The sequence below is a fragment of the Glaciihabitans sp. GrIS 2.15 genome, assembly GCF_035984695.1.
Lineage (GTDB): Bacteria > Actinomycetota > Actinomycetes > Actinomycetales > Microbacteriaceae > Lacisediminihabitans.
Genome location: NZ_JAXCHU010000006.1, coordinates 47,670 through 64,149, shown reverse-complemented (window position 1 = coordinate 64,149; position 16,480 = coordinate 47,670). Strand labels below are relative to the sequence as shown.

Sequence of the window (16,480 nt, the reverse complement as noted above, 5' to 3'; positions counted from 1 at the left end):
TTGGGCGTCAGTCTTCGAAGTACAGATGCCGGTGCAGCCGGCATCCGTCATTGAACGGAGCCGAGCATATCGGGCAGGCGTGTACCACGAAATAGCTGCTGATGGTCAGCTCGGTGGAACAGACTCCGCAGAGCAGTGCCTTCTGCTCGTGCTGCGAGGCCGGCCATCGCTGTGAGGAGTGCCCCGCGGATGCCTCGTGACACAGGTGGCACGGATAGTAGCGCCGGCAGCAGTAGAACTTGATCGCAATGACATCCGTCAATGTCCGATAGTGAATGCAGCGGGTCTGGTCGTCGATGGTCTGTCCATAAACGATCATTCGATGCCCCTGGCCGTCAGGGCGTCCGCGAGTTCATCGGAGTGCTTGAGGGACATCACCAGGAGGGGTACAACGAACCTCTGCAGTCGCACCGGTGCTCCGCGTGCGCGCTGGGCCTCGCGGATAGCGGCGGCGAATCCGCCAATCACCGGTATCACGGTGATGGTCAGTGCCAGAAGCAGCCCGATGGCGGCCGGATTGACGCCGAACCGCCGGAACGGTGCCAGCGCCCGTTCCGTTGCATCCAGCAGGGCGGGAATGCGAGTCGTGAGAGTGATCAATGCGGCAAGGACGATCACGATGAGCACACGACCGGTGTTTGTGAGGGCCACCGGCACCGGCAGGAAGATCACCTGGGTCACCAGCATGACGAGCACGATCCAGCGTGCGGCGCAGAGTTGGCGAAGCAGAGGACGAATACCGAGCCCGGCGAGCAGGTACAGGACGGCGGTGAGACAACCGGCCGCCGGAAGAGTCCAGGCGCCACCCGCCGTCAGCGCGATGGCGAGCGTCAGCGCCGCAAAGACGAGCACCTTCGCGCCGGCCGGTATCCGGTGGAGCAGGCTGGAGCCCGGGTGATAGAGCCCGATCATGCGTGATCCCGCTCGTAGTGGGCGACGACAGATCGCGGGTCGCCGTGCTCGAGCAGCTTTCCCCCCTCGAATCTCAGCACGATATCGCAGCGAACGGCAAGGCGCGGATCGTGGGTGACCAGTACGAGTTGCTGCGGGATCTCGTCGAGAAGGCGGTTGCCGATCTTCCGGCTGTTCGCCGCGTCGAGCAGCGCCGTTGGTTCGTCCGCCACTACGAGGTCGGGCTCACCGATGAGGATTGCACCGAGGGCGAGCAGTTGCTTCTGTCCGCTGGACAGGCTGTGGCTCGGCGCGTCGGCATGACCCACGAGGTCGATGGACTCCAGCGCCGAGACCACCCGTTCCGCAACCTGCGAACGGCTGAGTCCGCGACCGCGTAACGAGAAGGCGAGATCCTCGGTGACGGTCGGCATCACGATCTGGGCATCCGGATTGCTGAAGATGAAACCGACGTGGCGTCGCAGCCGCTTACCATCCCGCACAGGGTCGAGGCCGTGGACCCTCACGACACCACTGGTCGGTGTGACCAGGCCGTTGAGCATCCGCGCGAAGGTCGACTTTCCGGACCCGTTCGACCCGATCACTCCGATCCGTTTCGCATCGAGCGCAATAGAGATGTCACGAAGGGCCATCCGACCGGCGAATTCCACCGAAACGCCCTCAAACTGGATCTTCCATTGCCCGTTCACCGCACGACCTCGAACAGGGCCGCGACGCCCATCCCGCCTCCGACCGCGGCGGTGGCGATTCCGAGGCTTCCCGCCGGGGCACCCTCGCGCACGAGGCGCGTGAACAGGCGGACGACGCTCACCGCGCCACTGGCGCCCCAGGGATGTCCGAGAGCGAGCGCGCCACCCCCCGAGCAGACTCGCGGGTCGACGAAATCGGGTGTTGCAAGGTCGAGACTGTACAGCACGGCGAGACTCTGGGCCGCGAAGGCCTCGACTATCTCGAAGGCGGCGATGTCGTCGAGTGACACTCCCGCCGCGGCGAGCACCTGATTCACCGCGGCCACCGGTCCTATTCCCGGCAGGGCCGGGTCGCAGCCGATCGTCGCGTGGGCCAGTAGGGCGAGCCCAGGGGCGTCCCCGCGGGATCCTGTTGAGACAATCGCGACGACCGCCGCCCCGTCACTGATGCGGCAGGAGTTGCCCGCCGTCACGCTGCCGGTGGCCGGCCCATCGAGGGTCGGGTAGAGCGAGGGGAAGCGGGGGAGCAGGTCCGTCATTCGCTCGCGTGGGCTGTCGTCGCGGCCGAGTTCGTCGAGCGCGACGAGCTCGTTGTCGAATCCGCCCGCCTCGAGCTGGACGAGCGCGAGGCGATGGCTGCGCTCCGCGTAGGCATCCTGGCGATCACGATCGATGCCGAATGCTGCCGCGAGCTCCTGGGCGGCCGGACCCATCTCCGGATCAGGGAATCCCGTCGGGGAGAAGGCCGCTCGCGCATAGGGGACTCCGTGAGCGATTCGTAGCGGAGCGGTCGAGGCGCTCTCCGCGCCGCCCGCGAGGAGCAGCCGGGAATCTCCGGCACGGATCGCGTCGGAGGCCGTGATGATCGCGGAGAGTCCACTGCCGCACTGCCGGTCGATGGTCATTCCGGGAACACTCACGTCGAGGTCGGCGGCGAGGGCCGAAAGCCGAGCGATATTGCCGCCCGGTCCCATGCAGTTGCCGAGGACGACATCCCCGACGGCGAGGGACGACCCGATCGCCCGTTCCGCATCAGCCAGGCACCGCCGGATCACCGGTGCGGCGAGTTCGTGCACTGACCGGCCTCTGAGCCGCATTCCCCTGGTCGAGATCGGGGTGCGACGCGCCGCGATCACGACGGGCCTGGTGTGCTCGCTCATCCGGTCAATCAAGTCTGGTCACCTCACCATTCTCGATTGCCCGGCGAATCTGCGCACGGGCCGGCTTGCCGGCGGGTGTTCGTGGGAGCTGCTCGGTCCAGTACCAGAGCCGCGGGAGGTGCGAAGGAGCAAGTCGGCTGCGCGCTTCTTCGCGGAGCCGGCGCACCGATGGCACAGCACGTCCCGAGGTCGTCTCGATGAGCACGCTGACGAGGGCACCGACCCCGGCGTTGGCGAGCCCGAGCACTATGGCGTCCTCGATTCCGTCGATGGAGCGCAGGGCCGATTCGACCTCCTCGGGCACGACGGTCGCCGCCGCGGTCAGGATCGCGCCGTCCGCTCGTCCACGGAAGTGCAATCGATCCGCCCGGTCTACCTCGACAAGGTCGCCGACCGTGGCCCAGCCGCCCGGTGACTCTCGCAAGGCGCCATCAATACCGAGGTATCCGGAGGCGAGGTATGGCGATCGAACCCACAATTCACCGTCCGTAACGCGCAGTTCAACACCCGGAAAGGGACGATGGCCCAGGCCGCCAGTGTCGACCGCGACAAACGAGAGTTCGGCAGCGCCGTAGTAGGAGACCACGCGGATACCCAGTGCCTCTGCCCGCTCCCGCACGCCGATATCGAGGTGCGCGCCGCCCACAAGCGCGGAGTGCACGCGGTGGCGAATTCCACCACCTTCGAGAGCTTCGACGATGGTGCGAAGCGCATGGGGAGTGGCGTGCAGGGCGGTCGCGTGTTCCAGGTCGGCGGGGGAGAAGGAATGTACGCGCGGAAGGACCACCGCCGCCCCGACCGACCTCGCGTGCGCAACGGAGAAGAGCGACAGTGAGGATGACAGCGGTGCTGGCAGGTAAACGCAGTCTGCGCTGGTCAGCTCCATCAGCTCGGTCACGGCAGAAAATGACGCACCCCACGACCGTTCAGTGCGAAGAATCACCCGCGGGGATGCGCTGCTCCCCGAAGTGAACGCTGCCCACGCCGAGTCTGGGGAGACTACAGCACCATCAGCGAGCTGACGCAGCTCTGACCAGTGAGAGGCATTCCACCGGTCATCGCCGAGAAGTGGGATCCCCCCGGATGCCCGAACACCCCACGCGGTGACCAGCGAGCGCAGCCGATTTTCATCGACGATGGGCACAAGCCTGCCCGAAGCGCCCCCGAGGGTGCTGGCGAGCCGACCTTCGTGCTCACGGAGGTGTGACTCGCTCACCGAGACAGAGCCGCACCACACCGCCACGCGATCGGCTGTCACTCGGAAGCCGCGGCCCGCTCTGTTTGTGAAACCGGCTCGTGCGGGGCGACCCGGATGTCGACACTGGTGCGCGCTCCCCGATCGAAGGCTCGCGGGTAGGCCCGCCAGAGAGCGAGGGTGACGATTGTGGCGATAACGACCTTCACGATGTCGCCGGGCACAAAAACGGCGCTGAAGAGCGCGGTCTTGGCCAGTGGAAGGCCCGTGATGAGAGATTGGAACGGGATTCCGACGGCGTAGACAATCACAATGCCGCCGATAAAACAGCCGAGCATCGTGCGCCACCAGGTGGGCGGGCGATTGCCGGCGCGCGCAATGACGCCAATCACGAAGGCACCGACTATCCAACCGATCAGGTAGCCCACCGATGGCCCGGCGAATACTGCGATTCCCCCCCGCCCGCCCGACAGCAGTGGCAGGCCCACCAGCACCAGTACTTCAAAGACCGCGACGGCGGCTGCGCCCCGCCACGACCCAAGAATGGCGCCGGCAAGCATCACTCCGAGAGTCTGGGCGGTGATCGGAACAGCGCCGCCGAAGACCGGTATGGCTCCGGGGATACCGAGCACGGCGAGAATCGCTGCGAAGACGGCGATCCTGGTGATGTCACGAATCTCGGTTATTGCTCGATTTCCCATGGGGAGTTCCTCTGGTGGTGGCGCTGTTGCAGCGGGTAGTGGGCAGTGCGCCAATGACGCTTTCATGAACGCTGTTCACCTGAACACTGTTCAGGACACTGATACACTACCGACACGATGACGAAAGTAGAAAACGTCGGCGCGAAGTACACCCGCCATACCCGCGACGATGTCGTTGATGCTGCCCTTCGCATTCTCGACCAGCACGGCCTGCCCGACCTGACCATGCGGCGTTTGGGTGCGACGCTCGACGTGCAGCCCAGTGCCCTGTACTGGCACTTCGCCAACAAGCAGACGCTTCTCGCCTCGATTGCCGACCGGATCGTGGAGCGAGCGAGGCCCGTGAATCCGACCGATGACGATTGGAAGGGTGCGGCCCGCGCCGAGGCCTATGCCCTCCGCGACGCGCTGCTGGCATTTCGGGATGGCGCAGAGGTCGTCTCGAGCACCCTCGCACTCGGATTGGGCGCAGGCCTGCCCCTGAATCTCCTCTCCAACTCCCTGGAGCGGGCAGGCTTCGACCGCAAGACGAGCGGGATTGCCGCCGCAGCCCTGCTCCACTTCATCCTCGGCCATGTCTCCCACGAACAGCAGCGACTGCAGGCCGACAGCCTCGGCGTCGTGGCGGAGGCCGCCTCGGTGAATTCCCCGGACTATCACGTCACGCCGCAGGCTCTCGAGGCCTTTGAATTCGGAATCACCCTGCTGCTGGCCGGGCTCGAACTCCAGAGTCACGCCAGCACGAAGCCGGTCTGACCGCGAGGAAATATACTAGGGGTTCACCCCCTCCCTCCCGTCGTCGCGAGATGACAAAAACAATTGGACTCTGCCTGTGCTCAGCGTGCACGACCTCGAACTGCGTGTTGGCGCACGCATGCTCATGGAGGACGTCACCTTCAGAGTCGAACGCGGCGACAAGATCGGCCTCGTCGGCCGGAACGGCGCGGGAAAGACAACACTGACGAAGGTGCTCGCTGGCGAAGAACTCGCCACCGGAGGCACCATCGATTCGACCGGTGAAATCGGCTACCTTCCCCAGGATCCACGCTCGGGAAATCCGGAGGATCTCGCTCGCACGCGCATCCTCGATGCTCGCGGCCTCGGCCAGCTGGTGATCGGCATGGACAAGACGGCGCTCGAAATGGGGGACTCCGACGAAAAGGTCGCCGCGCGGGCGATGAAGCAATACGGCGAGTTGCAGGACCGTTTCATGGCGCTGGGTGGATATGCGGCGGAGGCCGAAGCCGCGTCCATTGCGAGCAATCTGAGCCTGCCAGACCGCATCCTCGACCAGCCACTCTCGACGCTTTCGGGTGGTCAGCGTCGGCGCATCGAACTCGCACGGATTCTGTTCTCCGGAGCCGACACCATGCTGCTCGATGAGCCCACTAACCACCTGGATGCCGACTCCGTTACCTGGCTTCGGGAATTCTTGAAGAATTTCCAGGGGGGACTCATTGTGATCAGCCATGATGTCGAGCTCGTAGAAGACACCGTCAATCGCGTCTTCTACCTGGATGCGAACCGCCAGGTCATCGACATCTACAACATGAACTGGAAGAACTACCAGCGCCAGCGTGCCGCCGACGAGGAACGTCGCAAGAAAGAGCGCGTCAACGTGGAGAAGAAAGCCGGAGTGCTGCAGATGCAGGCGGCAAAGTTCGGAGCGAAGGCATCGAAGGCGGCCGCTGCCCATCAAATGGTGCGACGTGCCGAGAAGATGTTGTCCGGCCTCGACGAGGTGCGTACCGTCGACCGGGTGGCGAAGTTGCGCTTCCCCGATCCCGCGCCCTGTGGGCGAACACCGCTGATGGCATCCAATCTCTCCAAGAGCTACGGCTCGCTCGAAATCTTCACAGCTGTCGATCTCGCGATCGATCGGGGATCAAAAGTGGTGATCCTGGGATTCAACGGTGCGGGCAAGACCACCCTGCTTCGCATACTTGCGAGCGTCGACCAGCCGGATACCGGACAGCTCGAACCCGGGCACGGACTTCGGATCGGGTATTACGCGCAGGAGCACGAGACCATCGATGTGAAGCGCTCAGTGCTGCAGAACATGGTGTCGTCGTCACCGAACATCACCGAGACCGAGGCGCGGCGAGTGCTCGGATCGTTCCTGTTCTCGGGGGATGATGCAACCAAGCTCGCCGGGGTGCTCTCCGGCGGAGAGAAAACCCGCCTCGCTCTGGCGATGATCGTCGTCTCTGGTGCAAACGTGCTGCTCCTCGACGAGCCGACCAACAACCTCGACCCTGCCAGCCGGCTCGAGATCCTCGACGCGCTGGCGAACTATTCCGGCGCTGTGGTGCTGGTGAGCCACGACGAGGGTGCGGTGGAGGCGCTGAACCCCGAGCGCGTGCTCATTCTGCCGGATGGCACAGAGGACCTCTGGAATCGCGATTACGCCGACCTGGTCGCCCTGGCCTGATCGGCGGTGCGGGCCTAATCAGCGGTGCGGGATGGTTTCGAGAATTTCATCTTCGACCTCGCTATCGCTGCGTGGCTTCGTGAGCTTCTTCCGCTCCCGCACCTCGACTCGCTCCTGTTCGTCGGGGTCGTCGGCATTACGCATCCGATATTCCTGGCGGATCGCGTACCAGAGACCGAAGAATGCCATGATGCCGAAGATCACCCACTGGATCGCGTAGGAAATATGAAGACCCTCGTCGAGCTGCGGCTGGGGCTTGGCGGTAGGGCGCGTGTCGGCCGCGGGAGACTCCGACACCATGAGGCCATAAGCGCCGGTATAGGTCGGCTTGCCGACGAGGGTCGCGACATCGGGGAGGTGGATCGTGGCAAGCTCACCCGGCGTATCGGATCGACCCGCCAGAGTGGGTTCTCCGGCCTGCAGGCGCGCGATCACCGTCACTGTCCCCGCGGGCGGGGATGGAATGTGGTCCGGCCGATCCTGCGTGTTACCGATGGGTACATATCCACGGTCCACGAGAAAGACGTTGCCATCGGAGAGAAGCAGCGGATTAAGCACTTCGAACCCCGGCTGACCGTTGAGAGGACGATTGCGCACCAGCATCTGGGCATCCGCGAGGTAGCTGCCGGTGAGCTCCACCTGCATCCACCGCTGCTTCGGGGAGTATGACGTGAGGGTAGGAAGCACTGACATTACGGCCACCGGCGTGCTGTGGTAATTCCGGTCGACGAGCTCGTTGGCCGAGCGGGTCTCGTGCAGGCGCGCGACCTGCCATTGGGAGAGTGCGACACACACCGCCGCGAAGACGAGAGCCAGGGCGAGATAGCCGAACCAGCGGCGGCTCAGCGCAAAACTCCACCGGTTCACAGTGGGCGGCCCTCGATGACAGCGGCCTCCGGCAGGTGTTCAAGAGGGTGCTCGAGCGGGGTCACAACGACGGGAAAGTCGCGGGCTTCCAGGTAACGGTGGAGAAAATCGCGGTGCCCGTCGCAGGCCAACCAGATTTTGACCCGGTCCGGGCCGTGGATCCGTGGATTACGCCAGTTGACATTCCACGCGGCGGGGAGGCTACAACCCGCTCGTGAGCAGGTTGGTTCGGCTAACTCTTCGTCGAATCCGATCACTGCGGATCGGGCCGGGAGATGCCGGGTCCGCGGCGTACGAGCCCTCCCGGACGTAATACTTCGGCGGCGGGCCTCGAGATACTGGCATTGGCGAGCACAACAGCAATATAGGGAAGCACGACCGCTCCGATCGCGGGGATCAGTCGCCACCATCCGGGCACGACGAGACAGATCAGAATACAGACGGTTCGGATGCTCATTGCCACCGTGTACTTGATCATGCGGCTGCGCCGGTCGTCCTGGGGAGACCGGGGGAGAGAGGTAATGGACTGCTGCTGTTTTGCCATGGGTGCTTTAACCCTACGGCTAAGATTACGGGAGTTTGTCGGCGCCCGGCATACGCTCAGGGGGCGTGGAGGCACGCGGCGAAAGCGAAAGTGAGAGAACAATGACCAGCACCGAGTTCGTGCCAAGAACCGTGCTGGTGACCGGGGGGAATCGCGGAATCGGCTTTGCCATCGCGGCCGAATTCGTGGCCCTCGGCCATCGGGTCGCAGTAACGGCACGCTCTGGCGAGGGGCCGGTCGGCAGCCTGACTGTGCGTGCAGACGTCACTGATTCCTCTTCCATCGATGCCGCCTTCACCGAGATCGAGGCCGTCCTCGGCGCGGTCGAAGTGCTGGTCGCGAACGCGGGGATCACCAAGGACACCCTCCTCCTACGAATGACGGAGGAAGACTTCACCTCGGTGGTCGACACCAACCTCTCCGGTGCTTTCCGCGTCGTCAAGCGCGCATCAAGGGGAATGCTCAAAGCGCGCTTCGGACGCATCGTGCTCGTCTCGAGCGTTGTCGGTCTACTCGGCTCCGCTGGCCAGGTCAACTACTCGGCATCGAAGAGTGGGCTGATCGGGCTGGCGCGATCGGTCACCCGAGAGCTTGGCGCGCGTGGGATCACGGCCAACGTTGTCGCGCCCGGTTTCATCGAGACCGACATGACCGCCGGGCTTCCGGACGCCCAGCAGGATGCCTATCGGAAGTCGATCCCGGTCGGCCGATTCGCGCGACCCGAGGAAGTCGCGAAGGTTGTCACGTGGATCGCCGGGGATGATGCGGGCTACATCTCTGGCGCTGTCATCCCTGTCGACGGCGGCCTCGGCATGGGTCACTGACCCTCTCAGCAGCTCAGCCGCGCAGGCCTAGCAGGGCGAGCAGCTGGCTGAGGTCCCTCACGTCCATGAGCACATCGGCCTCGTCTCGCACCGGCGCCTTCGCGTCGAACCCAACAGCGAGACCGGTGATGGCCATCATCGGCAGATCGTTGGCGCCGTCACCGACCGCCACCGTGCGAGAAAGGGGAAGGCCAAAGTCTGCCGCCCACTCGATGAGAGTGTCCGCTTTCGACTTGGCGTCAATGATCGGACCGACGAGCCCTCCGGTGAGAACCCCATCGGCGACTTCGAGGCGATTCGCCCTCCAATAATCGAGACCCAGTTCGGCGGCGATAGGGTCGATAATCTCGTGGAAACCGCCCGAAACCACCGCCACCCGGCCGCCTGCCGCCCGCACGCCAGCGATCATCGCCGGCGCTCCCGGCGTGATGCGGACGAGCTGGCCCACGTTTCCGAACACCGACTCTGGCAGTCCGGCCAGGGTGGCGACGCGCGCTCTCAAGCTCTCTTCGAAGTCAACCTCACCATTCATTGCGCTCGCGGTGATTTCCGCAACGGCGGCGCCGGAACCTGCAACTTCCGCCAGCAGTTCGATCACCTCGTTCTCGATGAGAGTGGAGTCGACATCGAGAACGACAAGGAATCGGGCCATCGGGTGCGAACCGTTCGTTTGAGGTGGTCAGAATAGCGGAACCCGACGATCTCAGGTGACGGTAACGCCCTTGCCCACCACGGTGATGCCGGAATCGGTGACGGTGAATCCGCGGGCCCGGTCAGCGTCGGCATCCACCCCAACGGTCGCACCAGCGTTGATCACGACCTCCTTGTCGAGAATAGCGCGGCGCACCACGGCATCCGGGCCGATACGAACCCGGTCGAAGATTATCGAGTCGATCACATGGGCTCCCGATTCGATGATCGCCCATGGGCCGAGCACACTGCGTTCGATATGCGCTCCGGAGAGCAGCGATCCCAGAGACACGATCGAATCGATCGTGGTCCCGAGGTTCCCCTTGGAATCGCGCACGAACTTCGCCGGGGGCGAATTCAGCTGCTGGCTGAAGATCGGCCATTCGCTGTTATACAGATTGAAGATCGGGAGCGCGGAGATCAGGTCCTGGTGGGCGTCGAAGAAAGACTCGATTGTTCCGACATCCCGCCAGTAATAGCGATCGCGATCCGTTGCTCCGGGTACCTCGTTGCGGTTGAGATCGTAGACGGCGGCATCCCCACGTGACACGAAGTCAGGCACGATGTCTCCCCCCATGTCGTGATTGGACGTAGTCAGCTCACCATCCCTGAGCACGGCGTCGATCAGGATATCGGCGTCGAAGATGTAATTGCCCATCGACGCGAGCACCTCGCCGGGAGAATCCGCGAGACCGACGGCATTCTTTGGCTTCTCGAGGAATTGCGCAATGCGGGTCGGATCTTCCGTATCGAGTTCGATGACGCCGAACTGGTCGGCCAGCGTGATCGGCTGGCGGATGGCAGCGACAGTCACACCGGCACCCGACGCGATGTGCGCCTCGATCATCTGGCTGAAGTCCATGCGGTAAACGTGGTCGGCCCCGACCACAACGACGATGTCCGGCTTCTCGTCGCGCAACAGGTTGAGACTCTGCAGGATGGCATCTGCTGATCCCGCGAACCACCGCTTACCGAGACGCTGCTGGGCTGGTACGGAAGCCACGTAGGACGCTGTGATGCCGTCGAGACGCCAAGTTTGCGACACGTGGCGGTCGAGACTGTGCGACTTATATTGCGTGAGCACCACTATCTGGCGAAGGCCGGAATTGATCAGATTCGACAGTGCGAAGTCGATGAGTCGATAGTTGCCACCGAATGGCACAGCAGGCTTCGCGCGATCAGCGGTGAGCGGCATGAGGCGCTTGCCCTCTCCGCCGGCGAGAACAATGCCAAAGATCTTCTTCGATGCCATCTGCTAAGAGTAGAGGAACGATCGTGGTGCGTCAGTCTGCGAACCGCGCTAGCGTTTGACCGGTGAGAGTTGATGTGATTACCAGGGAATATCCGCCGGAGATCTACGGGGGCGCTGGCGTGCATGTGACCGAGCTGGTGAAGGCGCTGAGCGTCGACATCGATGTGGTGGTCCGCGCATTCGGCAAGCCGCGAGACGAGGCGCAGGTCTACTCGTATGACGTGCCCCCTGGGCTCAGCACCGCTAACCCGACGCTCGCAACACTGGGGATCGACCTCGAAATCGCGCGGGATGTCGGCGGTGCCGACCTGGTGCACTCACACACCTGGTACGCCAATGGAGCTGGCCACATCGCGCAGCTGCTCCACGGCATTCCTCATGTCGTGACAGCCCACAGTCTCGAGCCGCTCCGCCCCTGGAAAGCAGAACAACTCGGGGGCGGCTACCGGGTGTCGAGTTGGATCGAGCGCGATGCGTTCGCCGCGGCTGACGCCGTCATCGCGGTGAGCCACGGCATGCGTCGAGATATTCTGCGGGCCTATCCGATGATCGACGAGGCGAAGGTCTCGGTCGTTCACAACGGCATCGATCTCCACTCCTGGCATCCGGTCGAGGACGACACCCTCGTGCGCTCGCTCGGCATCGATCCGGACCGCCCTTCGGTGGTCTTCGTCGGACGGATCACCCGGCAAAAAGGCTTGCCATACCTCTTGCGTGCGGCGGCTTTGCTCCCGCCCGAGGTACAGCTGGTCCTCTGCGCGGGCGCGCCAGATACCCCCTCGATCATGGCTGAGGTACGAGCCGGGGTCGCCGAACTGCAGAAGACTCGCACGGGAGTCGTCTGGATCGAAGAGATGTTGAGCCGACATGACCTCTCGGCCGTGCTCACCTCGGCAACGACCTTCGTCTGCCCGTCCATTTACGAGCCGCTCGGCATTGTCAATCTCGAAGCAATGGCCTGTGGGGCGGCGGTTGTCGGCACGGCGACCGGCGGCATCCCGGAGGTGATCGACGACGGCGTGACCGGTCGGCTGGTGCCGATCGACCAGGTTGACGATGGCACGGGTACGCCGCGTGATCCCGATCGATATGTCACCGACCTCGCCCGGGCGCTCATCGAGGTCATCGGCGATCCGCAGGCGGCGCGGCGAATGGGAGAGGCCGGCCGAGCCCGCGCGCAGCGAGACTTCGGCTGGGACCGTATCTCAAGACGCACGCAGGAGATTTACCGATCAGTGCTGTAGCGCCATCCATGGGAGGGCTTCGGGCGTTGGCGGTCGAAGGAATCATCCCACCGGAAAGGTAGGGTTGAGTCCATGGCCAGCGTCCTCCAGCTTTCCGACGTCTCCGTCGTCCGAGAAGGCAACCACATTCTCGATTCCGTCAACTGGACAGTCGAGGACAACGAGCGTTGGGTCATCCTCGGTCCGAATGGCGCGGGAAAGACCACCCTGCTGCAGCTCGCCTCGGCGATGATCCGCCCCACCGCGGGCATCGTGAAGATCCTCGATTCCACTCTCGGGCGCACCGACGTGTTCGAACTGCGACCCCGCATCGGTTTTGCCTCGACGGCGATGGCCCGGCGTATCCCCGCCACCGAACGGGTGCTGGATGTTGTGCTCACGGCCGCCTACGCCGTCGCCGGGCGATGGAATGAGGCCTACGAAGATATCGATGTGCGCCGCGCCCAGCGGGTTCTCGCCGAATGGAAGCTCGACCACCTCGAAGAACGTCGGTTCGGACAGTTGAGCGACGGTGAGCAAAAGCGGGTACAGATCGCTCGTTCCGTGATGACTGATCCCGAGCTGCTCCTACTCGACGAACCGGCCGCCAGCCTCGACCTTGGCGCTCGTGAAGAGCTGCTGCAGCTACTCGGTGGGTACGCGCGTGCTGAGCAGGCTCCCGCCATCATCATGGTCACCCATCACGTGGAAGAGATCCCGCTGGGTTTCGGAAACGCCCTGCTGCTTTCTCAGGGTCGCATCACTGCGGCGGGACCGATTGGAGAGGTGATCACTTCGGAGAAGCTGACCGAAGCCTTCGGTCTGGATCTTCGAGTTGAAGAGAGCGCTGGGCGATTCACGGCGCGCGCCGCGGAATCTTCCTGACACAGCGCAGCCGGTTGACACTGACCATCTCTGGTAAAGTGTTGCCTTGGCCGACCCGCCGAATCTTTTCCCTCTCCTGTCCCACTACCAAGGAAATTACGATGAAGACTGATATTCACCCCAATTACAGCGCGGTTGTCTTCCGCGATCTCGCGAGCGGCGAGACTTTTCTCACGCGTTCCACGGTGAAGAGCGATAAGACAATTGATCTTGACGGGGTCACTTACCCGGTCATCGACGTCGAGATCTCCTCTGCTTCGCACCCCTTCTACACCGGCAAGCAGCGCATCCTTGACAGCGCCGGCCGCGTCGAGAAGTTCAACTCGCGGTACAAGGGCTTCGGCGCCTGACCCGTCGTTTAACGACGAACACTTAAAAAAGGCGATCGGCCCGAGCCGATCGCCTTTTTTGCGCCTGCCGCACGACTCGCGAGACAGGACCGGTGCAGTTCAACACTCGCGGGCACCCCGAAACGCCGAAATTGCACTGTTGAGGGCTACTCTCACCGAAAAACTGCTGTTGGGCGGACGACGATGGGCGGACGACGCTGATCGCTTCCGGGAGGGGTTCCTCGTGCGGCGGCAGCCTAGCGCTCGGGCCAGGCCCCATCGGCGACGAAGGCGGGGTCTTTCGTGCGACGCATGTATTCCTGGAAACTCGCGGCGCTGTCGGTCGCCCAGCCCACTTGGTGAGTGTGTACCAGGGTGGCGTCCGCTCCGAGGGCGTCTGAGTACTTGCGTGCGATCGCCTGGGCGACTCGACCCGCGGCCACGGCATCCGCTTGCGCATCATGGGCATCCATGAGTTCGACGCCGTAGTATTCCGCAGCCACCTCCAGGGTGCGCTTACCCTTGCGGTACCGGTCCAGGGCCCGATCGATCACGAGCGGGTCGATGATCGGAATTGGATCGTTGAGCGGCTCGATGCCGTATCTCAGGCATTCCCTATTCAACAGGGTCAGGTCGTAGGCAGCGTTATAGATCACGATGGGTACGCCCTGGGCAAGAAGGGCACGCAATACGGCCACGATCTCTGCGACCACCTCGGCCGCATCCCGACCCTCCGCCCGCGCACGCTCGGTAGTGATTCCGTGCACGGCAGAGGCCTGTACGGGAATCTCAACGCCCGGATCCGCAAGCCAAGACACACCCTTTGGCGCGCCGAGGGCATCCACCACTCCTACGTAGGCAGAGACGATCCGACTGGTCTCAGTATCTATGCCCGTGGTCTCGAGGTCGAAGACTCCGAGACGGTCGTACCAGGATGCGTCTGTGTCGCCGTCGCCATTCACAGTCCCAATCTAGGGCCGACCACCGGCAGCGCCCGGCGACCCGACGTGTAACCAGTAAAAACTCTGCGTACCGAGGGTGAGAGTTATCTCGCCATTCTCGGTGAACGCGGGGAACTCGCCCCCGCCGAAGAGGTCATACAAAGTGGAACCCGCGAACTGCTCCGCCGTGATCGTCACGGCGATCGGGTTGTGCGCGAAGCTGAACACACAGAGCACGTTCTCGGCCGAATCTCCGAACTGGGTACCGGATCCCGCATACGAACGAACGAACGCCAGCACCGATTCGTGGGTGGTCTCGAGCACCGTAAGGGAGCCAAGCCCGAATGTCGGGTGCGCTTTGCGCACGTGGATCACGTTGCGCACCCAGTGCAGCAGCGATCGCGATTGGGCGAGCTGGGATTCCACGTTGATCAGGTTGTAGTTGTAGACGAGGGACTGCACGACGGGCAGGTAGAGCTTGCCGGGGTCCGCGGAAGAGAAGCCGGCATTGCGGTCTGGAGTCCACTGCATCGGTGTACGCGAGGCATCGCGATCTGGCAGCCAGATGTTGTCGCCCATACCGATCTCGTCGCCGTAGTAGAGAAATGGGCTGCCCGGGAGGCTGAAGAGAAGGGCATGAGCGAGTTCGAGCTCGGCGCGGGAGTTGTCGAGCAGGGGAGCGAGTCGGCGGCGAATACCGATGTTAGAGCGCATCCGTGGGTCGTAGGCGTACCAGCCGTACATCGCCTGGCGGTATTCCTCTGACACCATTTCAAGGGTGAGCTCGTCATGGTTACGGAGGAATACCCCCCAGCCCGCACCGTCCGGGATATCCGTCGTCTCGGAGAGAATCCGGGTGAGTTCCGCCGCGTTCTGGGATCGCAGCGAATAGAAAATACGGGGCATCACAGGGAAATCGAAGGCCATGTGGCATTCAGGCTCCTCCTCCGTACCGAAGAACGCGGCAACCTCTCGGGGCCACTGGTTGGCTTCGGCAACCATGATGCGACCGGGGAACTCGTCGTCGAACATGGTCCGCACTCGCTTGATGTACTCGTGAGTGGGCGCCTCGCCCTCACCGTTTCCCTCTTCGGATTCGAACAGGTAGGGAATCGCGTCGAGGCGAATCCCGTCGACGCCGAGGTCAAGCCAGAACCGCATGACATCCATCACCGCATTCTGCACGGCGGGATTCTCGAAGTTGAGGTCAGGCTGGTGGGAGAAGAATCGGTGGAAGAAGAATTGGCGTCGCACCGGATCAAAGGTCCAATTGGACTGTTCGGTATCGACGAAGATCACGCGGATGTTCGGGTACTTCTCGTCAGTATCGCTCCACACGTAATAGTCGCCGTAGGGTCCGTCCGGGTCGGAGCGTGACTGCTGAAACCACTCGTGCTGGTCGGAGGTGTGGTTGAGCGGGTAGTCGATGATGATACGCATATTGCGTTCGTGGGCCTTAGTGACGAGATCCTTAAACTCGTCGAGGGTGCCGAACTCGGGCAGGATGGCGCGGAAGTCAGACACGTCGTACCCGCCATCGCGCAGCGGCGACTGGTAGAAGGGCGGAAGCCAGAGCGCATCGATGCCGAGCCACTGCAGGTAGTCGAGCTTCGAGAGAAGACCCTGAAGGTCGCCAGACCCGTCCCCGTTGCTGTCGACGAACGCGCGAACCATGACCTCGTAAAACACCGAGCGCCGGTACCACTGTGGATCGAGGGTCAGTCCGGGCAGTTGAATGGGTGCGGTGAAGCTCACTGTGCTCCTCTCAAGAGCAGGGTCGCTAATGGCGCCGAGATCAATTCTTCACGGGCTCGTCAAGTCTAGGCGCGAGTGTGAA

Annotated in this window: 18 protein-coding genes; 6 read left to right on the top strand and 12 right to left on the bottom strand. The window is 63.4% G+C overall.

The features are described 5' to 3' along the window. Positions 1–7: 7 nt before the first annotated feature. From RCH11_RS10050 to RCH11_RS10025, 6 genes are read right to left on the bottom strand one after another with little or no spacing between them, the layout of a single operon-like run. A complete protein-coding gene (locus RCH11_RS10050) occupies positions 8–319 on the bottom strand; it encodes a CHY zinc finger protein (protein WP_327056866.1) in 312 nt (103 codons plus the stop codon). After that, entirely contained in the window at positions 316–912 is a 597-nt protein-coding gene (locus tag RCH11_RS10045) for an energy-coupling factor transporter transmembrane component T family protein (protein ID WP_327056865.1), read from the bottom strand. Before RCH11_RS10045 ends, RCH11_RS10050 begins: the two co-directional genes overlap by 4 nt. Then, positions 909–1,562, bottom strand: coding sequence for an energy-coupling factor ABC transporter ATP-binding protein (locus tag RCH11_RS10040; RefSeq protein ID WP_327056864.1), 654 nt, complete (start codon positions 1,560–1,562; stop codon positions 909–911). The genes RCH11_RS10045 and RCH11_RS10040 overlap by 4 nt, the downstream gene beginning before the upstream one ends. A gap of 35 nt (positions 1,563–1,597) precedes the next feature. Next, positions 1,598–2,761, bottom strand: a complete 1,164-nt coding sequence (locus RCH11_RS10035; protein ID WP_327056863.1) for a thiolase family protein — start codon at positions 2,759–2,761, stop codon at positions 1,598–1,600. A 4-nt stretch (positions 2,762–2,765) separates the two neighbouring features. Next, on the bottom strand, positions 2,766–4,019 hold the full coding sequence (locus RCH11_RS10030) for a class I adenylate-forming enzyme family protein (protein WP_327056862.1): 1,254 nt from the start codon (positions 4,017–4,019) through the stop codon (positions 2,766–2,768). Beyond that, the gene (locus RCH11_RS10025) at positions 4,016–4,657 is read right to left on the bottom strand and encodes a biotin transporter BioY (RefSeq protein ID WP_327056861.1); all 642 of its coding nucleotides are present in this window, start codon (positions 4,655–4,657) and stop codon (positions 4,016–4,018) included. The genes RCH11_RS10030 and RCH11_RS10025 overlap by 4 nt, the downstream gene beginning before the upstream one ends. Positions 4,658–4,774: 117 nt before the next feature. Between RCH11_RS10025 and RCH11_RS10020 the strand changes: the two genes are divergently transcribed. Next, positions 4,775–5,413, top strand: a complete 639-nt coding sequence (locus RCH11_RS10020; RefSeq protein WP_327056860.1) for a TetR family transcriptional regulator — start codon at positions 4,775–4,777, stop codon at positions 5,411–5,413. Positions 5,414–5,489: 76 nt separating this feature from the next. Beyond that, positions 5,490–7,088 carry an ABC-F family ATP-binding cassette domain-containing protein gene (locus RCH11_RS10015; protein WP_327056859.1) on the top strand — a complete coding sequence of 533 codons (1,599 nt, stop codon included), beginning with the start codon at positions 5,490–5,492 and terminating at the stop codon, positions 7,086–7,088. 18 nt (positions 7,089–7,106) lie between these two features. Here the strand turns inward: RCH11_RS10015 and RCH11_RS10010 are convergent, their stop codons facing one another. Beyond that, the gene (locus RCH11_RS10010; RefSeq protein WP_327056858.1) at positions 7,107–7,955 is read right to left on the bottom strand and encodes an SURF1 family cytochrome oxidase biogenesis protein; all 849 of its coding nucleotides are present in this window, start codon (positions 7,953–7,955) and stop codon (positions 7,107–7,109) included. 253 nt (positions 7,956–8,208) lie between these two features. Next, on the bottom strand, positions 8,209–8,499 hold the full coding sequence (locus tag RCH11_RS10000; protein ID WP_327056857.1) for a DUF3099 domain-containing protein: 291 nt from the start codon (positions 8,497–8,499) through the stop codon (positions 8,209–8,211). A 101-nt stretch (positions 8,500–8,600) separates the two neighbouring features. Here RCH11_RS10000 and fabG point away from each other — a divergent pair, with 101 nt between their 5' ends. Next, positions 8,601–9,323, top strand: coding sequence for a 3-oxoacyl-ACP reductase FabG (gene fabG, locus RCH11_RS09995; RefSeq protein ID WP_327056856.1), 723 nt, complete (start codon positions 8,601–8,603; stop codon positions 9,321–9,323). 13 nt (positions 9,324–9,336) lie between these two features. On the opposite strand, the gene serB is transcribed toward fabG, so the two are convergent. Then, positions 9,337–9,975, bottom strand: a complete 639-nt coding sequence (gene serB, locus RCH11_RS09990) for a phosphoserine phosphatase SerB (RefSeq protein WP_327056855.1) — start codon at positions 9,973–9,975, stop codon at positions 9,337–9,339. A gap of 51 nt (positions 9,976–10,026) precedes the next feature. Continuing rightward, positions 10,027–11,265 (bottom strand): glucose-1-phosphate adenylyltransferase, encoded by a 1,239-nt coding sequence (locus RCH11_RS09985; RefSeq protein WP_327056854.1) that lies wholly within the window; start codon positions 11,263–11,265, stop codon positions 10,027–10,029. A 62-nt stretch (positions 11,266–11,327) separates the two neighbouring features. On the opposite strand from RCH11_RS09985, the gene glgA reads away from it, so the two are divergent. The 3 genes from glgA to RCH11_RS09970 all read left to right on the top strand — a co-directional run bounded on the left by glgA (position 11,328) and on the right by RCH11_RS09970 (position 13,723). After that, positions 11,328–12,509 carry a glycogen synthase gene (gene glgA / locus RCH11_RS09980; protein ID WP_327056853.1) on the top strand — a complete coding sequence of 394 codons (1,182 nt, stop codon included), beginning with the start codon at positions 11,328–11,330 and terminating at the stop codon, positions 12,507–12,509. A gap of 72 nt (positions 12,510–12,581) precedes the next feature. After that, the gene (locus RCH11_RS09975) at positions 12,582–13,373 is read left to right on the top strand and encodes an ABC transporter ATP-binding protein (protein WP_327056852.1); all 792 of its coding nucleotides are present in this window, start codon (positions 12,582–12,584) and stop codon (positions 13,371–13,373) included. Between the two features lie 101 nt (positions 13,374–13,474). After that, entirely contained in the window at positions 13,475–13,723 is a 249-nt protein-coding gene (locus RCH11_RS09970) for a type B 50S ribosomal protein L31 (RefSeq protein WP_327056851.1), read from the top strand. 236 nt (positions 13,724–13,959) lie between these two features. Here the strand turns inward: RCH11_RS09970 and RCH11_RS09965 are convergent, their stop codons facing one another. Beyond that, a complete protein-coding gene (locus RCH11_RS09965; protein ID WP_327056850.1) occupies positions 13,960–14,664 on the bottom strand; it encodes a 3'-5' exonuclease in 705 nt (234 codons plus the stop codon). Positions 14,665–14,673: 9 nt separating this feature from the next. Then, entirely contained in the window at positions 14,674–16,398 is a 1,725-nt protein-coding gene (treS, locus tag RCH11_RS09960) for a maltose alpha-D-glucosyltransferase (protein WP_327056849.1), read from the bottom strand. Positions 16,399–16,480 lie beyond the last annotated feature (82 nt).